Origin of the sequence: Stutzerimonas stutzeri, from assembly GCF_013522825.1 — a bacterium.
Classification (GTDB): Bacteria; Pseudomonadota; Gammaproteobacteria; order Pseudomonadales; family Pseudomonadaceae; genus Stutzerimonas; species Stutzerimonas stutzeri_AK.
In genome coordinates, this window is record NZ_JAAMQZ010000019.1 from 70452 (window position 1) to 92973 (window position 22522).

24 protein-coding genes are annotated in these 22522 nt (G+C 63.6%); 15 read left to right on the top strand and 9 right to left on the bottom strand.

Annotated elements, in window-relative coordinates; genetic code table 11:
- Window positions 1-58: 58 nt before the first annotated feature.
- From G7020_RS13530 to G7020_RS13540, 3 genes are all read left to right on the top strand, one after another.
- The gene (locus G7020_RS13530; RefSeq protein ID WP_181085231.1) at window positions 59-370 is read left to right on the top strand and encodes a DUF883 family protein; all 312 of its coding nucleotides are present in this window, start codon (window positions 59-61) and stop codon (window positions 368-370) included.
- 13 nt (window positions 371-383) lie between these two features.
- Window positions 384-995, top strand: a complete 612-nt coding sequence (locus tag G7020_RS13535) for an NAD(P)-dependent oxidoreductase (protein ID WP_181085233.1) — start codon at window positions 384-386, stop codon at window positions 993-995.
- Between the two features lie 319 nt (window positions 996-1314).
- Entirely contained in the window at window positions 1315-1881 is a 567-nt protein-coding gene (locus G7020_RS13540; protein WP_181085234.1) for a c-type cytochrome, read from the top strand.
- A gap of 76 nt (window positions 1882-1957) precedes the next feature.
- Here the strand turns inward: G7020_RS13540 and aroE are convergent, their stop codons facing one another.
- Window positions 1958-2776 carry a shikimate dehydrogenase gene (gene aroE / locus G7020_RS13545; protein WP_181085236.1) on the bottom strand — a complete coding sequence of 273 codons (819 nt, stop codon included), beginning with the start codon at window positions 2774-2776 and terminating at the stop codon, window positions 1958-1960.
- Window positions 2777-2853: 77 nt separating this feature from the next.
- The gene (gene hemF, locus G7020_RS13550) at window positions 2854-3771 is read right to left on the bottom strand and encodes an oxygen-dependent coproporphyrinogen oxidase (protein WP_181085238.1); all 918 of its coding nucleotides are present in this window, start codon (window positions 3769-3771) and stop codon (window positions 2854-2856) included.
- A 122-nt stretch (window positions 3772-3893) separates the two neighbouring features.
- On the opposite strand from hemF, the gene G7020_RS13555 reads away from it, so the two are divergent.
- On the top strand, window positions 3894-4871 hold the full coding sequence (locus G7020_RS13555; protein ID WP_181085240.1) for a quinone oxidoreductase family protein: 978 nt from the start codon (window positions 3894-3896) through the stop codon (window positions 4869-4871).
- Between the two features lie 79 nt (window positions 4872-4950).
- On the opposite strand, the gene G7020_RS13560 is transcribed toward G7020_RS13555, so the two are convergent.
- From G7020_RS13560 to G7020_RS13570, 3 genes are all read right to left on the bottom strand, one after another.
- Window positions 4951-5508, bottom strand: coding sequence for an L-threonylcarbamoyladenylate synthase (locus G7020_RS13560; RefSeq protein WP_181085242.1), 558 nt, complete (start codon window positions 5506-5508; stop codon window positions 4951-4953).
- A 49-nt stretch (window positions 5509-5557) separates the two neighbouring features.
- Complete coding sequence (gene dprA, locus G7020_RS13565) at window positions 5558-6655, bottom strand: DNA-processing protein DprA (protein WP_181085244.1); 1098 nt, start codon at window positions 6653-6655, stop codon at window positions 5558-5560.
- Window positions 6656-6738: 83 nt separating this feature from the next.
- Entirely contained in the window at window positions 6739-7764 is a 1026-nt protein-coding gene (locus G7020_RS13570) for a LysM peptidoglycan-binding domain-containing protein (RefSeq protein WP_181085246.1), read from the bottom strand.
- A 148-nt stretch (window positions 7765-7912) separates the two neighbouring features.
- On the opposite strand from G7020_RS13570, the gene def reads away from it, so the two are divergent.
- Genes def through G7020_RS13595 form a run of 5 tightly spaced genes read left to right on the top strand, consistent with a single transcriptional unit; the run spans window position 7913 to window position 12515 of the window.
- Complete coding sequence (gene def / locus G7020_RS13575; RefSeq protein WP_181085248.1) at window positions 7913-8419, top strand: peptide deformylase; 507 nt, start codon at window positions 7913-7915, stop codon at window positions 8417-8419.
- Window positions 8420-8476: 57 nt separating this feature from the next.
- Window positions 8477-9406 (top strand): methionyl-tRNA formyltransferase, encoded by a 930-nt coding sequence (fmt, locus tag G7020_RS13580; RefSeq protein ID WP_181085250.1) that lies wholly within the window; start codon window positions 8477-8479, stop codon window positions 9404-9406.
- A gap of 5 nt (window positions 9407-9411) precedes the next feature.
- Window positions 9412-10734, top strand: coding sequence for a 16S rRNA (cytosine(967)-C(5))-methyltransferase RsmB (rsmB, locus tag G7020_RS13585; RefSeq protein WP_181085277.1), 1323 nt, complete (start codon window positions 9412-9414; stop codon window positions 10732-10734).
- A 30-nt stretch (window positions 10735-10764) separates the two neighbouring features.
- Complete coding sequence (gene trkA, locus G7020_RS13590; protein WP_181085252.1) at window positions 10765-12138, top strand: Trk system potassium transporter TrkA; 1374 nt, start codon at window positions 10765-10767, stop codon at window positions 12136-12138.
- A 59-nt stretch (window positions 12139-12197) separates the two neighbouring features.
- Window positions 12198-12515 (top strand): tetratricopeptide repeat protein, encoded by a 318-nt coding sequence (locus G7020_RS13595; RefSeq protein WP_181085254.1) that lies wholly within the window; start codon window positions 12198-12200, stop codon window positions 12513-12515.
- A gap of 92 nt (window positions 12516-12607) precedes the next feature.
- Here the strand turns inward: G7020_RS13595 and G7020_RS13600 are convergent, their stop codons facing one another.
- Both G7020_RS13600 and G7020_RS13605 read right to left on the bottom strand, forming a co-directional pair.
- Complete coding sequence (locus G7020_RS13600) at window positions 12608-12874, bottom strand: PilZ domain-containing protein (protein ID WP_181085256.1); 267 nt, start codon at window positions 12872-12874, stop codon at window positions 12608-12610.
- Window positions 12875-12890: 16 nt separating this feature from the next.
- Window positions 12891-13778: a lysophospholipid acyltransferase gene (locus G7020_RS13605; RefSeq protein ID WP_181085257.1), complete on the bottom strand. Its 888-nt coding sequence runs from the start codon at window positions 13776-13778 to the stop codon at window positions 12891-12893.
- Window positions 13779-14118: 340 nt separating this feature from the next.
- Here G7020_RS13605 and G7020_RS13610 point away from each other — a divergent pair, with 340 nt between their 5' ends.
- Window positions 14119-15888 (top strand): methyl-accepting chemotaxis protein, encoded by a 1770-nt coding sequence (locus tag G7020_RS13610; RefSeq protein WP_258189348.1) that lies wholly within the window; start codon window positions 14119-14121, stop codon window positions 15886-15888.
- Window positions 15889-15915: 27 nt separating this feature from the next.
- Here G7020_RS13610 and G7020_RS13615 read toward each other — a convergent pair whose 3' ends face one another.
- On the bottom strand, window positions 15916-16482 hold the full coding sequence (locus G7020_RS13615; protein WP_181085261.1) for a DNA-3-methyladenine glycosylase I: 567 nt from the start codon (window positions 16480-16482) through the stop codon (window positions 15916-15918).
- Between the two features lie 126 nt (window positions 16483-16608).
- Between G7020_RS13615 and glyQ the strand changes: the two genes are divergently transcribed.
- The 5 genes from glyQ (at window position 16609) to G7020_RS13640 (ending at window position 22332) form a co-directional block, all read left to right on the top strand.
- Window positions 16609-17556: a glycine--tRNA ligase subunit alpha gene (gene glyQ, locus G7020_RS13620; RefSeq protein WP_181085263.1), complete on the top strand. Its 948-nt coding sequence runs from the start codon at window positions 16609-16611 to the stop codon at window positions 17554-17556.
- A complete protein-coding gene (gene glyS, locus G7020_RS13625) occupies window positions 17553-19607 on the top strand; it encodes a glycine--tRNA ligase subunit beta (protein WP_181085265.1) in 2055 nt (684 codons plus the stop codon). The genes glyQ and glyS overlap by 4 nt, the downstream gene beginning before the upstream one ends.
- A gap of 4 nt (window positions 19608-19611) precedes the next feature.
- Entirely contained in the window at window positions 19612-20154 is a 543-nt protein-coding gene (gmhB, locus tag G7020_RS13630; RefSeq protein WP_181085267.1) for a D-glycero-beta-D-manno-heptose 1,7-bisphosphate 7-phosphatase, read from the top strand.
- Window positions 20151-20900: a lysophospholipid acyltransferase family protein gene (locus G7020_RS13635; RefSeq protein ID WP_181085269.1), complete on the top strand. Its 750-nt coding sequence runs from the start codon at window positions 20151-20153 to the stop codon at window positions 20898-20900. The genes gmhB and G7020_RS13635 overlap by 4 nt, the downstream gene beginning before the upstream one ends.
- Window positions 20901-20961: 61 nt before the next feature.
- Window positions 20962-22332, top strand: coding sequence for a diguanylate cyclase (locus G7020_RS13640; protein WP_181085271.1), 1371 nt, complete (start codon window positions 20962-20964; stop codon window positions 22330-22332).
- Window positions 22333-22408: 76 nt separating this feature from the next.
- On the opposite strand, the gene G7020_RS24075 is transcribed toward G7020_RS13640, so the two are convergent.
- Window positions 22409-22522: hypothetical protein (locus tag G7020_RS24075; RefSeq protein ID WP_258189232.1), on the bottom strand; the 114-nt coding region annotated here is incomplete at its 5' end.

Below are 22522 nucleotides of genomic sequence, written 5' to 3' on the forward strand. Positions count from 1 at the left end.
GCACCTTCAGGCGTGCGGGCGGTCCAACCAGCAGATATCAACCCAGGGGAGGCTTCTCATGTCCCGTTTCAACGGCAAAACCACCACCCGCGACGAGATCGAACGCGAAATCCACAATCTGATGAGCGCGCTGGACGAGCTCAAGCGCGAAGCCCGCCGGGGTTCGCGTCATAAGCTCGACGAGCTGCGCTCGCGCGCCGAGTCGCTCTGGCACGACGGTAACTGGGATGAACATTGCCACGATCTGTCCCGGCGCAGCCGCGAAGCCACGCGCATGGCCAGCGATTGCGCGCGCAAGCATCCCTTGAGCACCCTGGCATTGGCCGCAGGCGCCGTGGCACTGATCGGCTACCTGGCCACGCGCCGCTGAAGGACACCCGACCATGCTCAACGCCGAAACGCCGCGCCGCAAGTTCGCCTTGTACGGGGCCAATTCCAGCCTGGGCAATGCCGTGCTCTGCGAACTGCTGAGCCGGCAGCACGAGGCAGTAGCCCTGGTCAACGACTTCAATTCGCTCACCGCCCGACCGGGGCTGCGCGCCAAGGCCGGCGATCTGTTCGATGCGGCCAGCGTGTCGCGCAGCGTTGCCGGCATGCATGGGGTGATCTGCCTGTTCGACAGTCCTTCCGTTCCCACCGCACCGGATGCCACTCTCGTGGGCCAGCCACAGGATCTGTATCAGGCGGTGTACACCCTGCTCTCGGGGATGACGGAAGCCGGTGTCGAGCGCCTGTTGCTGGTAGCCGACTTCAGCGCGCATGCCGAAGAGTCGGAGCTGACCGCAGCCTTGCAGCTTATCGCCTCGCATCCGCTGAAATGGACTCTGGTGGATGCCGGCACTGCAGGCGAGGCGCTCTCCATCGAGGACTTCAGCGATATCGACGGGCTACCCGGGAATGATCCGCGCGTGAAGCTGCGACGCATCGCCGCCGCCATGGTCGATGAGCTGGAGTATCCACAGCACCTGCATCAGCAGATCCAGTTTCGTTTCTGAACGCCTTTTAGCCTTCGAGCTGGCGGCGCAACGCCTTCAGCCCCTGTGCCGTCTCCGGGCGCACCCCGCGCCCTAGTTTGAAAACCGCCACCTGCTCCACCAAGCCAAGCCAAGCCAAGCCACTGAATGATCAGGCTCGGCAGGCATTGCGCAACTGGGTGGATTGATGCCTTCTTGTGTCCATGGTTGTTGTTCCTGCAGGAACGGATGTGCCTGCGCCCGGCCTCGTCACTGGCCAGCCGGCTCCGGTATCATTAAGGCAAAAAGCCATGCTTAAAGACTCTTCAGGGGGTTTCCTATGTTGCGCAGACTCTTTTTCATGACCGCTTTGCTGGTCGTTGCTCAAGTGCAGGCAGCAGACGAGGAGCGTGCTGTGGCTATCGTCAATTCGGTATGCAAGGTGTGTCACGGAGCGGATGGTGAAAGTTCCAGTGCCATCTATCCGCGTCTGGCTGGCCAGAGCGCGACCTACATCAGCAAGCAGCTGGAAGACTTCAAGGCCGGTCGGCGCAAGGGCACCATGAATGACATTGCCGCCAACCTCGAGTCTGACGAGATGGTAGCTTTGGGCCAGTATTTCAGCAGCAAGCCGGTCAAGGCACACCGTGCCAGCGATCCTGATTTCACAGCGGTCGGCAAATACATCTATCACAATGGCAACCAGTGGTCGGGGGTCGCAGCCTGTTCAAGTTGTCACGGTGAAGAGGGTGCCGGCACCGATGAGTTGCCACGAATTGCCGGCCAGCACATGCGTTACCTGATCAGCCAACTGCGCGAGTTCAACGAACGCGAACGGACCGACGAAAACGCCATCATGAGCTCAATTGCCACCAAACTGACACCCATGGAGATTGAGGCCGTTGCCCGCTACCTGAGCGGAATCTGATCCCGGCAGGCCTTGCCGGGCTGCCCTGGATAAGCACAAAAAGATCAGCAGATCCAGTTTCGTTTCTGATCGCCACTCAGCTTTCGAGCTGGCGGCGCAACTCCATCAACACAGGTGCCGATTCCGGTCGCACACCGCGCCACAGTTCGAAGGCCGCCGCCGCCTGTTCCACCAGCATGCCCAGACCATCGCGGGTGTGCGCGCCAAGACCTGCAGCCCACTGACAGAAAGGCATGGGCGCTGCGCCATACATCATGTCGTAGCAGAAGGTTTCGCCGGCGGCGATCAGCTCGTCAGCCAGCGGCGGCAGCTCACCCGCGAGGCTGGCCGAGGTGCCATTGATGATCACATCGAAGCATCCCTGCAACTGCTCGAAGGCACTCGCGCTCACCGCACCCAGCTCGGCGAACTCGCCGGCCAGTTGCTCGGCCCTGGCCAGGGTGCGGTTGGCAATCACCAGCGCGCCGGGTTCTTGCGCCAGCAAGGGCTCGAGCACGCCACGCACCGCACCGCCGGCACCCAGCAACAGGATGCGCTTGCCCCGCAAGGCCACGCCGGCGTTCTCCAGCAGGTCGCGCACCAGGCCGATGCCGTCGGTGTTGTCGCCCAGCAGCGTGCCATCGTCGAGCTTGTGCAGCGTATTCACCGCGCCGGCGCGGCGCGCGCGCTCGGTCAGCTGGTCGGCCAGCCGGTAGGCCTCTTCCTTGAAGGGCACCGTGACATTGGCGCCGCGCCCGACGGCGAAGAACTGCCGGGCAAAAACGGGAAAGTCATCCAGCGGCGCCAGCAGGGCTTCATAGCTGAGCGACTGCCTCGTCTGCTCGGCGAACAGCCGGTGAATCTGCGGCGACTTGCTGTGGCCGATGGGGTTGCCGAATACGCCGTAGCGGTCCATGGGGAATCCTCAAGTTGCAAGCTGCAAGCCTCAAGCTGCAAGCACGACGGCTTGGCTTGTGGCTCGCCGCTTGGGGCTTATGGCTGCTCTTTCAGCCAGTCGCGGTCCTGCAGAAAGTATTCGGTCAGTCGCGCTTCCGGCGTGCCGGGCTCGGGATGCTTGTCGTAGCCCCAGCTGACCTGCGGTGGTAGCGACATGAGGATCGACTCGGTACGCCCGCCCGATTGCAGGCCGAACAGCGTGCCACGGTCGTAGACCAGGTTGTATTCCACGTAGCGACCGCGACGCAGCAGCTGGAATTCGCGTTCGCGCTCACCGAAGGCGCTGGTCTTGCGCTTGCGCACGATGGGCAGGTAGGCCTCCAGGTAGGCATCGCCGACCGCGCGCATGAAGGCGAAGCTGGTGTCGAAATCCCACTGGTTGAGGTCGTCGAAGAACAATCCGCCGACACCGCGCGGCTCGTTGCGGTGCTTGATGTGGAAGTAGCGGTCGCACCACTCCTTGTAGCGCGGATAGACGTCGGCCCCGAACGGCGCGCAGGCGTCACGGGCGACGCGGTGCCAGTGCACGCAATCTTCATCAAAGCCGTAGTAGGGCGTCAGGTCGAAGCCGCCGCCGAACCACCAGACCGGCTCTTCACCTTCCTTCTCGGCGATGAAGAAGCGCACGTTGGCGTGGGAAGTCGGCACGTAGGGGTTATGTGGGTGGATCACCAGCGACACACCCAGCGCCTCGAAGCCACGCCCGGCCAGTTCGGGACGATGGGCGCTGGCCGAAGGCGGCAGGCCGGCGCCGTGCACATGGGAGAAGTTCACCCCGCCTTTTTCGATCAGGCCGCCATTCTCGATGACCCGAGTCCGACCACCGCCACCGGCCGGACGGGTCCAGGCGTCCTCGACGAAGCGGGCATCGCCATCCTCGGCTTCCAGCGCGGCGCAGATACGATCCTGCAGATCGAGCAGGTAGGTTTTGACGGCTTCGGTCCGGTCGTTCACGAAATCACCTTGGCAAGTAAGAAGGGCGGTGCGATCTGATCGGCAAGCATATCATCGGCCCGGTTGACGAATGCCGGCCAGGGCGGTTGGATAGGCTCCTTTACATCCGGCCAGGAGCCCTTATGTCGCAGCGTATCCAGTTCAGCCAGCACGGTGGCCCCGAGGTTCTCGAACAGGTCCAGGTCGAGGTGCCGTCGCCTGCGCCCGGTGAAGTCTGCGTGCGCAACCACGCCATCGGCCTGAATTTCATCGACACCTATTTCCGCAGCGGCCTCTATGCGCCGCCGAGCCTGCCCTCGGGGCTTGGCAACGAAGGCGCCGGGGTGATCGAGGCGCTGGGTGAGGGCGTCGAGCAATGGCAGGTCGGTGATCGCGTGGCCTACGCCACCGGGCCGCTGGGTGCTTATGGTGAACATCACGTACTGCCCGCGCGGCACCTGGTGAAGCTGCCGGAAGCGATCAGCTTCGAGCAGGCGGCGGCGGTGATGCTCAAGGGCCTGACCACGCAATACCTGCTGCGCCAGGTGTATCCGCTGCAGGCCGGCGAAACCATTCTTTTCCATGCCGCCGCAGGTGGCGTCGGCTCGATTGCCTGCCAGTGGGCGAACGCGCTGGGCGCCAAACTGATCGGTGTGGTTGGCTCGGCAGAAAAGGGCGAACGCGCCAAGGCCTTGGGCGCCTGGGCCACCATCGACCGCACCCGCGAGGACGTAGTGAGGCGGGTGATGGAACTGACCGACGGGCAGAAGTGCCCGGTGGTCTACGACTCGGTGGGCAAGAGCAGCTGGGAAATCTCGCTGGACTGCGTCGCGCCGCGTGGGCTGCTGGTCAGCTTCGGCAATGCCTCCGGCGCGGTGACCGGGGTCAACCTCGGCGTGCTGGCGCAGAAGGGCTCGCTGTTCGTCACCCGACCAATCTTGGCCGGCTACGCGGACACCGCGCCACGGCTGCAGGCGATGGCGGCGGAGCTGTTCGAGATGATCGCCAGCGGCAAGATCACCGTCGAGATCGACCAGCGTTTCGCACTTGGCGAAGCCGCCGAAGCCCAGCGCCTGCTGGCTGCAGGAAGCACCACAGGTTCGACGATTCTATTGCCGTAAAGCTGGAACTGTAGGGCCGAATTCATTCGGCCACGATTCGTGAAGGCCGAACAAGTTCGGCCCTACGCATCAACCGCCGCTAACTGGCTCGTATGATTTCCCCGCTACGCACATCCCGGATCGTGCTGGGGTTGCGCCGCCCGCCCAGCGGGCCGTCGAGGACGGCATCGAGCTGGCGTGGAAAATACTGCTCCACACGCAGACGCGAACGGGCAGAAGGGCGACCTGCCGGGTTAGCCGAGGTGGACACCAGCGGGCCGGTGTATGCGCAGAGCCTGGCCACCAGCGGATGATCGGTCACCCGCAGCGCCACGCTGTCGTGCTGGCCAGTGATCCACTCGGGCAGACGCTGGCGATGCGGCACCAGCCAGGTATTGGGCCCTGGCCAGCTGCCAGCCAGGCGATCCAGCCAGCGTTCAGGCAGGTCTTCGAGAAGAAAGTCGAAGTCGTCGATATCGCCGGCGACCAGGATCAGCCCCTTTTCCACCGGACGCTCCTTGAGCGCGAGCAGGCGATGAACCGCTTCGCTGTCCCAGGGATCGCAACCCAGGCCCCAGACCGCCTCGGTGGGATAAGCAATCACGCCCCCGGCCCGCACCACGCGCGCCGCCTGCTGTATACGCCAATTGCCGACCATCGCGACCTCTGCTGAAGGGAAACCGGCGCAGTTTACCTGAGCAGGGCACTCAACCGCTGCGGGCGACCCACTGGCCATGCTCACAGGCCACCCGCCCCTCGATCTCCAGTTCGGTCAGCTCGGCCAGCACCTGCGTCAGTGGCTGGTCCAGCGCACATGCGAGGGCTTCGCTGCTCATGGGTGAGGCGTGCAAGTGTGCGAGCAATGCATGCTCCTCACGCTCAGGCGCCATCTTGCCCGGCGCGGACGGGGCGACCTGCTGCCAGCCACGCAGGGCCTGCAGGATATCCTCGACGCTCTCCACCAGCGTCGCGCCCTGGCGGATCAGCTGGTGACAGCCGCGTGCGCCGGGATGATGAATGGAACCGGGAATGGCATACACCTCGCGCCCCTGCTCGGCGGCCAGCCGCGCGGTGATCAGCGAGCCGCTCGAAGGGCTGGCCTCGACCACCAGTACGCCCAAAGCCAGGCCACTGATGATTCTGTTGCGGCGGGGGAAATTGGACGCTTGCGGCGGGCAATCCAATGGCAGTTCGGACACCAGCGCACCACCGCCTTCGACGATCCTGCCCGCCAGGCCGACGTGCCGCGCCGGGTAAAGCCGCTGCAAGCCGGTGCCCAGCACGGCAATGGTGCAGCCCTCGACATCCAGCGCGCCCTGATGTGCCGCGCCATCGATGCCCAGGGCCAGGCCGCTGGTGATGACGAAACCCGCCCCGCCCAGGCTGCGCGCGAAACGCTGCGCATTGTCCAGGCCCGCACGCGACGCTCGGCGGCTGCCCACCATGGCCAGCTGCGGGCGTTCGAGCAAGCCTGGATCACCCTCGACGAACAGCAGCGGCGGGGCGTCCGGCAGCTCGGCCAGCAGCGCGGGATAATCGGGGGTGTCCCACATCAGCAGATGGTGGTCGGGTCGCTCCAGCCAGGCCAGCGCTGCAGCGGCCCGTTCGCGGATCGATGCGCTGCGGCGGGGCTCGGCGCAACTGGCCGGCAGGCCCAGTGAACGCCAGGCGCTGGCCGGTGCGCTGAGTGCGGAAGAGGCGTTAGGGAAGGCTTCCAACAACCGCTGCAGCCGCCGTGGTCCCAGGTCGGGCAACAGATGCAGGCGCAGGCGCGCTTCGAGTTCGGCGGGGGATAGGGCAGGCATGGCAAACGTCCTTGTGTTCCGGTGCCGCCTCCATGCGACACGCATAAGCTAAAAGCCCCGCATCAGCGGGGCTCGATTGTCTGTCAAGGGTTGCGGATCTTGTCCTGCACCGCCAGCGAGCGCGTGGCTTGCAGCACCAGGCCGTAACTGAGCTTCTCGTAGGTGCGGAACACCATCAGCAGACCGGCACGCTCATCTGGAATCTTCACGTTCTCGCCAGTGACCCGGTCGCGTACGGTTTCACCGGTCTTGTACACGGCCAGCACGTTGCCATCCTTGAGGCCGTCGCGGGCGCCCTTGTTGAGGGTGACCACGTCGAACTGGCCGATCTGGGTCACGCCGCGCGGCACATCGAGAATCACACCCTTGATTTCATCTTCCGGCTCGCTGGGCATGAAGGTGGAATTGATCGCACGCTCTTCGCTGGGGAACAGGCGATCACCGATGCGCGCTTCCTGGGTGACGCGGGTCAGCATCATGGTGGCGATATCGTCCTCCATGTCGATAATCTCGGCGCTGCCGACGTCATCGGCGTTGATGCCGAGGAACTCCTGGCTGTCCGGATCCACGTAGGTCTTGCCCTGACGGAAGATGCCGTACACGGGGATGTCGTCCTCGAAGGCACCACGGCCATAGACACGATCACCCGAACCGCTGATGACACGCTCGGCATTGCCGGCGACGATATAGGGCGCGCCCTTGAACTGGTCCACACTGTCGATGATGCGGTTGCTCAGCAGAAAGCTGTTGATGGCTTCCAGCGGGATGGTCGGGATGGCTTCGGCCATCGGCACGGTGCGCACGGTGGGGGAAAGCTTGATGGTGCCGCGCGATGCCCCGCGTTCGAGCATGAGCCGTGGCTGGCCATCGACATAGACCAGGCTGAGGCTGTCGCCGGGATAGATCAGGTGAGGGTTTTCCACCTGGGGATTGGCATGCCACAGTTCAGGCCACTTCCAGGGCTCACGCAGGAATCGCCCGGAGATGTCCCAGAGCGTATCGCCCTTGACCACGGTGTACTGCTCGGGGTGATTCGCCTTGAGCTGAACATCAGCCTGGGCGATACCGCCGACCGCCACCAGCAGCAGGGCGAGTAGTGATTTCCTCATGTGGTGAATCCCTTTATGATGTGCCTTCACGTAAAGCGCCCTGGCGCCGCGGTAATCCTTGTGGAAAGCGGCGCTAAGCCGTTTACAAGCTGCCCGGCATCTTAGCAGCGGCTTTTGAATTTATTCCATAAGTGCATCACAAACGTATATGGCGATTCTGAACATCCTGGAGTTTCCCGATCCACGCCTGCGCACCATCGCCAAGCCGGTCGAAGTGGTCGATGACGACGTTCGCCAGCTGATCGACGACATGTTCGAGACCATGTACGACGCACCGGGCATCGGCCTGGCCGCGACCCAGGTCAACGTGCACAAGCGCGTGGTGGTGATGGACCTGTCCGAGGACAAGAGCGAGCCACGGGTGTTCATCAACCCCGAATTCGAATTTCTCACCGACGAGATGGACCAGTACCAGGAAGGCTGCCTGTCGGTGCCCGGCTTCTACGAGAACGTCGATCGCCCGCAGAAGGTGCGGATCAAGGCGCTGGACCGCGACGGCCAGCCCTACGAACTGGAGGCCGAAGGCCTGCTCGCAGTGTGCATCCAGCATGAATGCGATCACCTCAACGGCAAGCTGTTCGTCGATTATCTCTCCACGCTCAAGCGCGACCGGATCAAGAAGAAGCTGGAAAAGATCCACCGCCAGCAGGCTTGACCCCAGAAACTCCAAAGGCTTGCCGCAGCAAGCCTTTTTTATTGATGGAACCTCTCCATGCGCATCGTTTTCGCCGGCACGCCGGAATTCGCCGCCCAACACCTGCAGGCTCTGCTCGATGCGGGCCAGACGGTCGTGGCGGTCTATACCCAGCCTGATCGACCCGCCGGTCGCGGGCAGAAGCTGATGCCCAGCCCGGTCAAGCAGCTCGCCGTCGGCCACGCGATTCCCGTGTATCAGCCGCAGACCCTGCGCGATCCTGCTGCCCAGGCAGAACTCGAAGCGCTGCAGGCCGACCTGATGGTCGTGGTCGCCTACGGCCTGATCCTGCCGCAGGCGGTGCTCGACATGCCGCGCCTGGGCTGCGTCAACAGCCATGCCTCGTTGCTGCCACGCTGGCGTGGTGCGGCGCCGATCCAGCGTGCCATCGAGGCCGGCGACAGCGAATCCGGCGTGACCCTGATGCAGATGGAAGCCGGCCTGGATACCGGGCCGATGCTGCTCAAGGTCAGCACACCGATCAGCGCCGGGGACACCGGTGGCAGCCTGCATGACCGCCTTGCCAGCCTCGGTTCGCAGGCGCTGGTCCAGGGCGTGGCGGCACTGGCAGCCGGAACCCTGCAGGGCGAGATTCAAGACGACGACCTGGCCACCTACGCGCACAAGCTGAACAAGGACGAAGCGCGCATCGACTGGACGCGCCCGGCGGTCGAGCTGGAACGACTGGTGCGCGCCTTTCATCCCTGGCCGATCTGTCATGCCAGCCTCGATGGCGCGACGGTGAAGATCCATGCGACCGAGCTTGGCGCAGGGCAGGGCAGTCCCGGCCAGATCATCGCCGCCGGCAAGGATGGCCTGGAAGTCGCCTGTGGCCAGGGCTCGCTGCTGCTCACCCGCCTGCAACTGCCGGGCGGCAAGCCGCTGGGCTTCGGCGATCTGTACAACAGCCGGCGTGAGCAGTTCGCGCCCGGCAAGGTGTTCGAATAATGGCGATGAACCCCCGCCTGGCGGCAGCCCGCGCCTTGGCGACGGTGCTCGCCGGCAAGGCCTCGCTGGGCAGCAGCCTGCCCGAGGTGCTGGGCAAGGTCGAAGCGCGTGATCGCGGCCTGACGCAGGAACTGGCCTTCGGCGCCGCACGCTGGCAACCGCGTCTGGCCGGGCTGGCCGCCAAGCTGCTGCAAAAACCCTTCAAGGCCGCCGACCGCGATGTCGAGGCGCTGCTGCTGATCGGCCTCTACCAGCTGTTCCACACCCGCATTCCACCCCACGCGGCCATCGGCGAAACCGTCGGTTGCGTGGAAAAGCTGAAAAAGCCCTGGGCCAAGGGCCTGCTCAATGCGGTGCTGCGCAACGCCCAGCGCGAAGGCGAGACGCTGCTGGTGGAACTGGAGCACGACCCGGTGATCCGCGTGGCACATCCGCGCTGGCTGCAGAAATCGCTCAAGGCATTCTGGCCGCAGCACTGGGAAGCCATCTGCGCCGCCAACAACGCGCATCCGCCGATGATGCTGCGAGTCAATCGCCGTCAGGCCAGCCGTGACCAATACCTGGCTGAGCTGCAGGCTGCCGGAATCGAGGCGCATCCCTGCCAGTTCAGCGAAGACGGCATCCGCCTGACCGCACCCTGCGATGTGCAGCAATTGCCCGGTTTCGCCGAAGGCCGGGTCAGCGTGCAGGACGAGGCAGCGCAACTGGCCGCTGGACTGCTGGAGCTCAAGCCCGGCCAGCGCGTACTCGACGCCTGCTGCGCACCGGGTGGCAAGACCTGCCACATCCTCGAACGCGAGCCGGGCCTGAGCGAAGTCATCGCCCTGGATCTGGAGCCCAAGCGCCTGCAGCGCGTGCAGGAAAACCTCGACCGCCTGCGGCTCAAGGCCACACTCACGGCTGCCGATGCCCGCGACACCCACCTCTGGTGGGATGGAAAACCCTTCCAGCGCATCCTGCTCGATGCGCCCTGTTCGGCCACCGGGGTGATCCGCCGTCATCCCGACATCAAGCTGGCTCGTCAGGCGGACGACATCGCACCACTGGCGACCCTGCAGGGCGAGATGCTCGACGCGCTCTGGCCCACCCTGGAAGTCGGCGGCGTGCTGCTGTATGCCACCTGCTCGGTGCTGCCGACGGAGAACCGCGAGGTCATCGAAACCTTCCTGAGCCGCACACCCGGCGCACGCGAGCTGGATCTGGCCGGTGGTTTCGGGCTCGAACAGAGCCACGGTCGCCAGTTGCTGCCGCAGGAAGACGGGCACGACGGTTTCTACTACGCCAAACTGATCAAGATTGCTGCCCAGCCCGGCGCTCGGACACCCTAAGCCAATCAGCGCTCTTTCAGGAGTGACCACGTGAAAATCATCATTCTCGGTGCAGGTCAGGTCGGCGGCACCCTGGCGGAAAACCTCGCCAGCGAAGCCAACGACATCACCGTGGTCGATACCGATGCCGATCGCCTGCGCGCCCTGGGTGATCGCCTGGATATCCGCACCATCGTCGGCCACGCTTCCTTTCCCACGGTGCTGCGCCAGGCCGGTGCCGACGATGCCGACATGCTGGTGGCGGTGACCAACAGCGACGAGACCAACATGGTCGCCTGCCAGGTCGCCTTCACCCTGTTCAACACTCCGACCAAGATCGCCCGCGTGCGCGAGCCGGCCTACCTGACCCGCACCAGCCTGTTCAGCAACGAGGCGATTCCGGTGGACGTGCTGATCAGCCCCGAACAGGTGGTGACCAACTACATCAAGCGCCTGATCGAGCATCCCGGCTCGCTGCAGGTGATCGACTTCGCCGATGGCAAGGCGCAGCTGGTGGCCGTGCGCGCCTACTATGGCGGCCCGCTGGTGGGACAGGAGCTGCGCCAGATCCGCAAGCACATGCCCAACGTCGATACTCGCGTCGCAGCGATCTTCCGGCGTAACCAGGCGATCCTGCCGCAGGGCGACACCGTGATCGAGGCCGATGACGAAGTCTTCTTCATCGCCGCCAGGGCACATATTCGTGCCGTGATGAGCGAGATGCGCCGGCTCGACGAAAACTACAAACGCATCGTCATCGCTGGCGGCGGGCATATCGGCGAGCGCCTGGCCGAGGCCATCGAAAACCGCTACCAGGTGAAGATCATCGAGATGAGTCCGGCGCGCTGCCGCTACCTCTCCGATACCCTGAACAACACCATCATCCTCCAGGGCAGCGCTTCGGATCGCGACCTGCTGCTGGAAGAGAACATCCGCGATGTGGATGTCTTCCTCGCCCTGACCAACGATGACGAGGCCAACATCATGTCTTCCCTGCTGGCCAAGCGCCTCGGCGCGCGCAAGGTGATGTGCATCATCAACAACCCGGCCTACGTCGATCTGGTGCAGGGTGGCGAGATCGACATCGCCATCAGCCCGCAACTGGCCACCATCGGCACCCTGCTGACTCACGTACGCCGGGGCGACATCGTCAGCGCACACTCGTTGCGCCGCGGTGCCGCCGAAGCCATCGAGGTGATCGCCCATGGCGATGCCCGCTCCAGCAAGGTCATCGGTCGTGAAATCGGCAAGATCGCCCTGCCGGCAGGCACCACCATCGGCGCGGTGATCCGCGACGAACAGGTACTGATCGCCCACGACAAGACCGTGATCGAGTCCGGCGATCACGTGATCCTGTTTCTGGTGGACAAGAAGCAGGTGCGCAATGTCGAGCGCCTGTTCCAGGCCGGCCTGACGTTTTTCTGATCAGCCTGTACGATGGAGCGGAGCGCTGAGCTTTTGACTTGCCCCCAAGGAGGCAACCGATGCTTGAATCGCTGGAGAAGATGCTCTCACAGGGCATGGACAACCCCATGCTGCGCTTCGGCCTGGGCAAGGGCTATCTGGATGCCGGTGATGCCGAACGCGCCGTCATGCACTTTCGCCGCTGCGTCGAGCAGGACCGCAAATACTCCGCCGCCTGGAAACTGCTGGGCCGGGCGTTGCAGATCAGCGGCGACACTGCCGGCGCACGTGACGCCTGGGAGCGAGGTCTGGTTGCCGCTCAGGCGCATGGCGACAAGCAGGCCGAGAAGGAGATGACGGTGTTCCTGCGCAAGCTGGACAAGGCGCAGCGCCCCTGACCTTCCTCGCCGTTTCGGCCCGCGCCTGACCGTAGGGCCGAATTCATTCGGCCACAGCTTGCAAAGGCCGAACGAGTTCGGCCCTACGAGCGTCAGTCCGGCAGGATAAAGCGCAGCCCGATGCCCTCGGCATCCACCCGCATCACTTCCATCGTCAGTTCCGGCGCCGGGATCGGCAGGTCCTGCACCTGGCCACGGACGAGGGTGCCAGGCTGCAGCGAAACCAGGTCCGGGTGTTTGACGTAAACGCCGCTGTCGGACAGATCGCGGGTCTGCGCCAGCACATCGCCGAAGGTTTCGTGGCTGATGCGAATGCGGCATTTCATGCTGGCGCGTGGGTGCATGCGCTGGTTCGTCATGAGTCCCTTCCCCCTGTCAGTACCAGCGCGCCTCGCCGGCAGGACGCTTCTTGAAGCGCTTCATGGTCCACATGTACTGCTCCGGCCAGCGGCGCACGTAACTTTCTATCACGCGACTCATCGAGGCAACGGCGACGTCGACATCCTCGCTGTACATCTCCGGCGGCGCGGCTTCGAGGATCACCTTGAAGCCCGAACCGTCCTCCAGCCGCAGGGCATGCAGGAACACGCCCACCGCCTTGCCGCCAGTGAGCATGCCGGGCACGAATTTGCTGGTCAGCGCCTGGGTGGCGAAGAAAGGCACGAATACGCCGGAGTTCTCACTGGGCTCGGGATCGGCTGGAATGCCCACCGAACCGCCGCGGCGCACTTCCTTGATCACGCTGATGATGCCTTCACGAGTAGAAGGCGCGACCCGATTGCCCAGTTGCACACGCTGCTTCTGCAACAGCTCGTCCACCGCCTTCAGCTTCGGCGGACGGTAGAAGATGATCGGTTTGCACTGCGCGCAGTAGAAATGATTGAGCACTTCCCAGTTGCCCAGATGGCTGGTAATCCCGACCACCCCCTTGCCGGACGCCAGCGCCTGTTCCAGCACCTCCAGCCCCTCGACTTCCTTGATCAGGCGCAGCGTCTTTTCCGCCGACCAGATCCAGGCGCAGGCGCTTTCGGTAAAGGCCTTGCCGGTCTGCCGCAGGGTGCGACCGAGCAGGGCGTCCAGCTCTGCGGCGTCCAGCTCGGGAAAACACTTCTGCAGGTTGGTCCGCGCCACCTCGCGCGAGCGGTTCGGCAGCTTCCACATCAGCCAGCCGATCATCACCCCGAGGCTCTGCACCATTGGCCAAGGCAGCCGAGCGAACAATCGCAGAGCACCGACCAGCAGGGCACCTTTGAGCTTTTCCACGGAATACTCCAGAAACCGAAAGGGCAATAGTTTAACCACTTCGGGTCGATTGCCGTGGGCGCGCGCGCCATCACGACGAATGAAGCGGCCTGGCTGCAGGTAAGGAAGCGTTTTCTACGGATGCTCCTACTGCTTCGACTTGTGGCAGGCCCGAAATAATGCCCTTCAGCAAAGCCTGTCAACCATTGACCAAAGTCAAAATGACATCACGACATGCTATAAATTTGACGCCATTTTTATAGCGAAGCATGCCCGTCAATCGACCCGACAGACGGAACAGTCATACGCGCATTTGCCGGAGATAAAACAAACTTCGGCTCCAAATTTTAGAGAGCACATAATGCGGACAGCGGACAGCGGACAGCGGACAGCGGACAGCGGACAGCGGACAGCGGACAGCGGACAGCGGACAGCGGACAGCGGACAGCGGACAGCGGACAGCGGACAGCGGACAGCGGACAGCGGACAGCGTAGGGGCGATTTACTGACTGTCAAGCCCGTTACCGGTTTTATCATTCTGCTGATCCTGATGATCGGCATCGCCGTAGTGGCCAGCTGGCAAGTCGGAATCATCAACTCGACCCTGACCGAGATCGTCGACGGCAACGCCGTGAAGCAGCGCCAAGCGATCAACTTCCGTGGCAGCGTGCATGACCGCGCCATCGCCTTCCGTGACCTGGCACTCCTGCATGACGCAGGCGAGCATCAGGCGAGCCTCGAGGAAATCCAGCGCCTGACCCTCATGTACGAGGAGTCGGCCCGCCGGCTGGACGCCATCTTCTCCAACCCTGCCAGCGGCAGGAACGAAGAGCGAGCGCTGCTCGACGCCATCAAGGCCATCGAACGCCACACCCAGCCGATGCTGGACCGTATTCTGGCCCACTACCGGGCCGGCGACCGGGAAGCGGCTGAGCGGGTTCTGATGCAGGACGCCCGCCCGGCCTTCAGCGACTGGCTGGCAAGCATCAACCGCTTCATCGACTGGCAGGAAAGCAAGAGCCAGCATGAGACCGGCATCACCCGCGCGACCGCCGGGAACTTCACCTCGCTGATGTTCATACTCTGCGCCATCGGTGTGCTGATCGGTAGCTCCGTGGCCTACATGATCACGCGTTACCTGCTGCACAGCCTCGGCGGCGAACCGAGAAAGGTCGCGGCGGTGGTGCAGCGCATCGCCGACGGCGACCTCAGCGTGACCATCCGCACCGACTACGCGCACAGCATATCGGCGGCAGTGGCCGACATGCAGACCAAGCTGCGCGAGATGGTCATGCAGATCGTCACGACCGGCTCCGACATCGGTTCGCAGATCACTCACCTGAACGAGTCCTCGCGCAACATGCTGCGCTCCACCGAAGAACAGGCCGCACGCTCTACCGCTGCCGCAGCCAGCCTGGAGGAAATGTTCCAAAGCCTGCGGGAAGTCTCCGGGATCACCCAGCATGCCGAAACCAACTCGGTAAAAGCCGCGGAGCTGTCGGCATCCGGGGTGGAACTGGTCAGGTCGGTGGCCGACGAAGTGGCCGTGGTGGCCCGCACGGTGACAGATACCTCGGAGCAGATCACCTCCCTGCAGAAGCGCTCCGAGGAGATTTCCGACATCACCGGCGCGATTCGTGGCATCGCCGACCAGACCAATCTGCTCGCGCTCAACGCCGCCATCGAAGCAGCACGGGCCGGCGACAACGGGCGCGGTTTCGCGGTGGTGGCCGACGAGGTGCGCCAGCTGGCGCAACGCACCACCGAGGCGACAGAGGAAATCGCACAGATGCTGGTGCTGATCCAGAATGAAACGCGCAGCGCGGTGACAGCCATGCAGGCAACCGGGACGCAGGTGCAGCAGGGCCTGGAACTGGCCAACGAAGCCGCTGGACATCTGGAGGAAATCCGCGGCCAGTCGCAGGATTCGCTGCGCAATGTGCGCCACATCGTCGAACTGACCGAACAGCAGGTGACGGCTATCGGCGAAATCGCCCGCCACGTCGAGCGGATTTCGCTGATGTCGGGCGAAACCTCCGAAGCCACGCAAGGCAATGCCAGAGCCACCGAGGCACTGGAGCGCACCACGCGGCTGCTGGAACAGGAAATCCGATGCTTCCGTATCAGTTGAAAATGACCGGACGATGGTCGGAGACGCTCAACCGCTCGGCTCGCTCCCGGCCAACTGTACATACCGATGACAATCGGTGGTGTGGTCCATGACCAGGCCACAAGCCTGCATGTAGGCGTAGCAGATGGTCGGGCCGACGAAACTGAAACCGGCTTTTTTCAGTGCGCGGCTCATTGCCTCGGCTTCAGGCGTGATGGCCGGCACCTGCTGGTGCGTCGGGAAATGATTGACCAGCGGCCTGCCCTCGACGAAGGACCAGATGAACGCTGCCGGGTCCTCCAGCCGCAGCCAGGCACGGGCATTGTTGCGTGCGGCTTCGAGCTTGCGCCGGTTGCGGATGATACCGGGGTCCTGCATGCGCTCGTCGATCTCGGCATCGGTCATCCGCGCCAGGCGCTGCGGGTCGAAACCGAACAGCACCTGGCGGTAACGTTCCCGTTTGCGCAATACGGTGATCCAGGACAGCCCGGCCTGGAAGCCTTCCAGCAGCAGAAACTCGAACAAAACCTGCGGATCGCGGTTCGGCACTCCCCATTCATGGTCGTGATAACGGACATACAGCGGATCGTCGCTGCACCAGGCGCAACGTTGCATGGGCGGCTCCCTGAAGGCATGGCGGGTGATCGAAAACGGCGTTCGCGGGCACGCGGCAACGCCGGGAAAGCACGGGAATCGGGTATACTCCGCAACTTTCCGTCGAAGCCCAGCACAGGTGAAATTTTGAGCCAGACTACGCCTGCCGTGCGCACCTTCCAAGACCTGATCCTCGCCCTGCAGAGCTACTGGGCAGAGCAGGGCTGCGTGGTCCTGCAGCCCTATGACATGGAAATGGGCGCCGGTACCTTCCACACCGCCACCTTCCTGCGCGCCATCGGTCCCGAGACCTGGAACGCCGCCTACGTTCAACCGTCGCGCCGCCCAGCCGATGGCCGTTATGGCGAAAACCCCAACCGCCTGCAGCACTATTACCAGTTCCAGGTGGTTCTGAAGCCCAACCCGGACAATATCCAGGACCTGTACCTGGAATCGCTGCGCCACATCGGCGTGGATACCTCGGTGCATGACGTACGCTTCGTCGAGGACAACTGGGAATCGCCGACCCTCGGCGCCTGGGGCCTGGGCTGGGAAGTCTGGCTCAACGGCATGGAAGTCACCCAGTTCACCTATTTCCAGCAGGTCGGCGGCGTCGAGTGCTACCCGGTCACCGGCGAGATCACCTACGGCCTGGAACGCCTGGCCATGTACCTGCAGGGCGTCGATTCGGTCTACGACCTGATCTGGACCGACGGCCCCTTCGGCACCGTGACCTACGGCGACGTGTTCCACCAGAACGAGGTGGAGCAGTCGACCTACAACTTCGAACACGCCAACGTCGACAAGCTGTTCGAGCTGTTCGATTTCTACGAGTCCGAAGCCAACCGCCTGATCGAGCTGGAACTGCCGCTGCCCACTTACGAGATGGTGCTCAAGGCCTCGCACACCTTCAACCTGCTCGATGCGCGCCGGGCCATTTCGGTCACCGCGCGCCAGCAATACATCCTGCGTGTGCGCACCCTGGCCCGCGCCGTGGCGCAGAGCTACCTGCAGGCGCGCGCCAAGCTGGGCTTCCCCATGGCCACCCCCGACCTGCGTGACGAAGTACTGGCCAAGCTGGAGGCAGCAGAATGAGTGCACAAGATTTTCTGGTCGAGCTGGGTACCGAAGAGCTGCCACCCAAGGCGCTGGACAAGCTGTCCACCGCCTTCCGCGCCGGTATTGAGAAGGGCCTGAAAGAGGCCGGACTCACCCATGGTCGCGTACAGGCCTTTGCCGCACCACGCCGTCTGGCGGTACTGATCGAACAGCTGGCGACCGAGCAGCCCGACCGCAGCATCAACCTCGACGGCCCGCCATTGCAGGCTGCCTTTGACGCCGAAGGTGAGCCGACCCAGGCCGCGCTGGGTTTTGCCCGCAAATGCGGCGTGGACCTCGCCGAGATCGACCGCAGTGGCCCCAAGCTGAAATTCAGCCGCACCATCGCCGGCCAGCCGACAGCGGAGTTGCTGCCTGCCATTGTCGAGTCTTCCCTCAACGACCTGCCGATTCCCAAGCGCATGCGCTGGGCAGCGCGCAAGGAAGAATTCGTGCGCCCGACGCAGTGGCTGGTCATGCTGTTCGGTGATCAGATCGTCGATTGCGAAATCCTCGCCCAGCGCGCCGGTCGCGAATCGCGCGGCCACCGTTTCCACAGCCCGGCGCCGGTACGCATCAGCCAGCCGTCCAGCTATCTGGAAGACCTGCGCGGCGCCCATGTGATCGCCGATTTCGCCGAACGTCGTGCGTTGATCGCCAGGCGCGTGGAACAGCTGGCCGGCGAGCAGAACGGCAGCGCCATCGTGCCGCCGGCGCTGCTCGATGAAGTGACCGCGCTGGTGGAATGGCCGGTGCCGCTGGTCTGCTCCTTCGAGGAACGTTTCCTCGAGGTACCGCAGGAGGCGCTGATCACCACCATGCAGGACAACCAGAAGTACTTCTGCCTGCTGGATGCCGGCGGCAAGCTGCTGCCACGCTTCATCACCGTGGCCAACATCGAATCGAAGGACCCGGCGCAGATCGTTGCCGGCAACGAGAAGGTGGTGCGCCCGCGCCTGACCGACGCCGAATTCTTCTTCAAGCAGGACAAGAAGCAGACCCTGGAGAGCTTCAACGAACGCCTGAAGAACGTGGTGTTCCAGGCCCAGCTCGGCAGCGTCTACGACAAGGCCGTGCGGGTTTCAAGGCTGGCCGCGTTCATCGCCGAGAATACAGGCGGCAACATCCAGCAAGCGGCACGCGCCGGGCTGCTGAGCAAGTGCGACCTGGCCACCGAGATGGTCGGCGAGTTTCCGGAGATGCAGGGCATCGCCGGCTACTACTACGCGCTGAACGACGGCGAGCCGCAGGATGTCGCCCTGGCGCTGAACGAGCAGTACATGCCGCGTGGCGCTGGCGCCGAGCTGCCGAGCACCCGCACCGGGGCCATTGTTGCCGTGGCGGACAAGCTCGACACCCTGGTCGGCATCTTCGGCATCGGTATGCTGCCCACCGGCAGCAAGGATCCCTACGCGCTGCGTCGTGCGGCGCTGGGCATCCTGCGCATCCTGATCGAGAAGCAGCTGGACCTGGACCTGGTCCGCGCGGTGGAGTTCTCCATCGGCCAGTTCGGCGCTCAGGTGAAGGCCGCTGGCCTGGCCGAACAGGTACTGGAGTTCATCTTCGATCGCCTGCGTGCGCGCTACGAGGACGAAGGCGTCGAGATGGCGACCTACCTGTCGGTACGCGCCGTGGCACCAGCTTCGGCGCTGGATTTCGATCAGCGCGTGCAGGCCGTGCAGGCTTTCCGCAAGCTGCCGGAAGCCGAGGCGCTGGCCGCGGCCAACAAGCGCGTCTCCAACCTGCTCGGCAAGTTCGAGGCGAAGCTGCCGGAAACCGTTGAGCCACGCTGGTTCGACAACGCCACCGAGTTCTCGCTGTATTCGGCGTTGCAGCAGGCCGAACAGGCCGTGCAACCGCTGGCCGAGGCGCGTCAGTACCGCGAATCGCTGGAGCGCCTGGCGCACCTGCGCGCACCGGTGGATGCCTTCTTCGAGGCGGTGCTGGTCAATGCCGAAGACCCTTCGGTACGTGCCAACCGCTATGCCCTGCTGGCCCGTTTGCGAGGACTGTTCCTTGGCGTCGCCGATATTTCCGCACTTGGCTAAGCCCGTGAAACTGATCGTGCTCGACCGTGACGGGGTCATCAACGAAGACTCCGACGCCTATGTGAAAAGCCTGGATGAGTGGGTTCCGATTCCCGGCTCGCTCCAGGCCATTGCACGGCTGTGCCAAGCCGGCTGGACAGTGGCCGTGGCCACCAACCAGTCCGGTCTGGCGCGCGGCAAGTTCGACGCCAGCACCCTCGATGACATGCACCTCAAGATGCAGCAACTGGTGATGGAGCAGGGCGGGCGCATCGACCTGATCGTGCACTGCCCGCACGGCCCGGACGACGGCTGTGAGTGCCGCAAGCCCAAGCCCGGGCTGTTCCGCACCATCGCCGAGCATTTCAGCCTGGCTGACCTGAAAGGCGTGCCGGTGGTCGGCGACAGCCACCGCGACCTGCATGCCGGTCTTCTGCTTGGCGGCGAGCCTTATCTGGTCAGAACCGGCAAGGGCTTGCGCACGCTTGAAGGCACGCTGCCTGTGGGCACGCAGGTCTTCGATGACCTGGCCGCAGTTGTCGATCATCTAGTGGGGAGCACCGCATGAAAGCCCTGCTTCCCTTGCGTATCACATTGTTCTACTTCCTGCTGTCGTTCACTGCGTTCGCCTGGTGCCTGGTGTGCCTGGTCTGTGCGCCGTTCATGTCGTTCCGCATGCGTTACCGCTTCGTGGTGCAGAACTGGTGCCGCTGCGCCGTATGGCTGGGCAAGACACTGGTCGGCCTGCGCTATGAGGTGCACGGCACGGAGAACATCCCCTCGCAACCCTGTGTGATCCTGGCCAAGCACCAGAGCACCTGGGAAACCTTCTTCCTGTCAGCATACTTCGAGCCTCTGACCCAGGTGCTCAAGCGTGAGCTGCTACGGGTGCCGTTCTTCGGCTGGGCCATGTGGCTGCTCAAACCCATCGCCATCGATCGCGACAACCCCAAGGCGGCGCTGCGGCAGGTGGCCAAGCAGGGCCAGGAACGCCTGGAGCAGGGCGCCTGGGTGCTTATTTTCCCGGAAGGCACCCGCGTACCGGTCGGACAGCAGGGCAAATTTTCCCGCAGCGGTGCCTCGCTAGCGGTCAATGCCGGACTGCCGGTACTGCCTATCGCCCATAACGCGGGCCTATTCTGGCCCAAGGCGGGTTGGGGCAAAAACCCCGGAATAATCCAGGTGGTTATCGGTCCGGCCATGCATGCCGAAAGCGAAGGACCTCGCGCGGTTGCCGAACTCAATCAACGCGCCGAAGACTGGATCAATGCACAGGTGAAAATCCTGGAGCAACGGGCCGGTATCGCAAACTGATCACCCCGTCAGCAGGGAGGGCAGGGATGCCGCCCCCGGACATCATCGAGAGTCTGGTTACGTGCAGTACATCTCAAACGAACAACTGGCTGCCGAATGGCAAAGCCTGCTGCAACGTTTTTCCCGCCAGGCCGGCATCGAGCTGAAAGCCGTAGCTGAAGCTAACAGCCAGGAGCTGGCTGCGCACTTCTACCAACAGATGCTGGCCGATCCTCAGGCTGCCCTGTTCCTTTCTCATGAACAGGTTCAGGAGCGTCTCAGCAATTCCATGCAGCGCTGGGTGCAGCGCGTACTCACAGCAACTAGCGATGAGAATCTGGAACCGCTCATCGAGCTGCAGCGTACCATTGGCGAAGTCCATGCACGCATCGAAATCCCGGTCAGCCTGGTGCTGCGTGGTGCTCGTCATCTCAAGGGCCGGCTACGCACCCTGATCGAACAACGCGTGCCCGAGGAGGTCCTACGCCGCGACGCCGCCCGTCTGGGTGCGGACATCATCGATCTGGCCGTGGAAATCATCTGCTTCGCCTATTCCCAGTCCCACGACCGGAACTCACGTGCAGAGGAAGCCTATCGGCTGTTTTCGGTAGCGCAAAATCTGGGTGCCGAGAAGGAACGTCAGCGTGCAGCCCTGCTGGATTGGGAAAACCAGCTGATGTTCAATCTAGCGGTGGGTAGCAGCTTCTCCAGTTTGCCGCGCCTGACCGGCTCCGAATTCGGTCTGTGGTTCCGCCACAAGGCCGCTCACGCCTTCCAGGGTTCGCCCAATGCGGCGAACATCCTGGAATTCATCCTCAATATCGACAAAGAGCTGCAGCTCCTTGGTGAAGTTGGCGTGGATCAAGGCAACGGTACGCTGCATAGCATCCGTGAAAAAACCCGCTCCATCCGCTTCTTGCTGGACAACCTGTTCGAGCAGGCCGGTGAACTGGAAACCGGGCGCGACGTGCTCACTCGGCTGCTCAACCGCAAGTTCCTGCCAGTGGTGATGAACAAGGAAATGCTCTACAGCCGTCAGTCCGGCGGCAACTTCGGCGTGCTCGCCATCGATGTCGACAACTTCAAGCAGATCAACGACCGTTATGGGCATGACGGTGGTGACCAGGTACTGCTGCAAATCGCCACGGCTCTGTCCAACAATACCCGTGGCGGCGACTATGCCTTCCGTCTCGGCGGCGAAGAATTCCTCTTGGTGCTGGTGGACATCAACGCGCAGAAGGTCCTGAAAGCGGCGGAAAAATTGCGCGACGCCATCGCCTCCGAGCGTTTCCGCCTGCCTCAGGGTGAAATACTCAACGTGACAGTCAGCATCGGCGTAGCCGTTCACGATGGCCATCCCGACTACGAACATCTTCTGCGCCGCGCCGACCAGGCGTTGTATGAAGCCAAACGTACAGGCCGTAACCGCTGCGTACTGGCGCCCTCAAGCTGAGGGGTGCACCACAGCAAAGCATGAAAAAGGGGGAGCAGACCGAAATCTGCTCCCCCTTTTGCATTGCAGCGCTGCGTTAGGCAACCGGCGACGTGCTGCGGATCAGGTGATCGAAGGCGCTCAACGAAGCCTTGGCGCCTTCGCCCAGGGCAATGACGATCTGCTTGTAGGGCACCGTGGTCACGTCGCC

Coding starts and splice junctions, on each gene's coding strand:
- G7020_RS13530 (WP_181085231.1), top strand. CDS start 59: ATGTCCCGTTTCAACGGCAAAACCACCACCCGCGACGAGATCGAACGC.
- G7020_RS13535 (WP_181085233.1), top strand. CDS start 384: ATGCTCAACGCCGAAACGCCGCGCCGCAAGTTCGCCTTGTACGGGGCC.
- G7020_RS13540 (WP_181085234.1), top strand. CDS start 1,315: ATGACCGCTTTGCTGGTCGTTGCTCAAGTGCAGGCAGCAGACGAGGAG.
- aroE (WP_181085236.1), bottom strand. CDS start 2,776: ATGGACCGCTACGGCGTATTCGGCAACCCCATCGGCCACAGCAAGTCG.
- G7020_RS13555 (WP_181085240.1), top strand. CDS start 3,894: ATGTCGCAGCGTATCCAGTTCAGCCAGCACGGTGGCCCCGAGGTTCTC.
- G7020_RS13560 (WP_181085242.1), bottom strand. CDS start 5,508: ATGGTCGGCAATTGGCGTATACAGCAGGCGGCGCGCGTGGTGCGGGCC.
- dprA (WP_181085244.1), bottom strand. CDS start 6,655: ATGCCTGCCCTATCCCCCGCCGAACTCGAAGCGCGCCTGCGCCTGCAT.
- G7020_RS13570 (WP_181085246.1), bottom strand. CDS start 7,764: ATGAGGAAATCACTACTCGCCCTGCTGCTGGTGGCGGTCGGCGGTATC.
- def (WP_181085248.1), top strand. CDS start 7,913: ATGGCGATTCTGAACATCCTGGAGTTTCCCGATCCACGCCTGCGCACC.
- fmt (WP_181085250.1), top strand. CDS start 8,477: ATGCGCATCGTTTTCGCCGGCACGCCGGAATTCGCCGCCCAACACCTG.
- rsmB (WP_181085277.1), top strand. CDS start 9,412: ATGAACCCCCGCCTGGCGGCAGCCCGCGCCTTGGCGACGGTGCTCGCC.
- G7020_RS13595 (WP_181085254.1), top strand. CDS start 12,198: ATGCTTGAATCGCTGGAGAAGATGCTCTCACAGGGCATGGACAACCCC.
- G7020_RS13600 (WP_181085256.1), bottom strand. CDS start 12,874: ATGACGAACCAGCGCATGCACCCACGCGCCAGCATGAAATGCCGCATT.
- G7020_RS13610 (WP_258189348.1), top strand. CDS start 14,119: ATGCGGACAGCGGACAGCGGACAGCGGACAGCGGACAGCGGACAGCGG.
- G7020_RS13615 (WP_181085261.1), bottom strand. CDS start 16,482: ATGCAACGTTGCGCCTGGTGCAGCGACGATCCGCTGTATGTCCGTTAT.
- glyS (WP_181085265.1), top strand. CDS start 17,553: ATGAGTGCACAAGATTTTCTGGTCGAGCTGGGTACCGAAGAGCTGCCA.
- G7020_RS13635 (WP_181085269.1), top strand. CDS start 20,151: ATGAAAGCCCTGCTTCCCTTGCGTATCACATTGTTCTACTTCCTGCTG.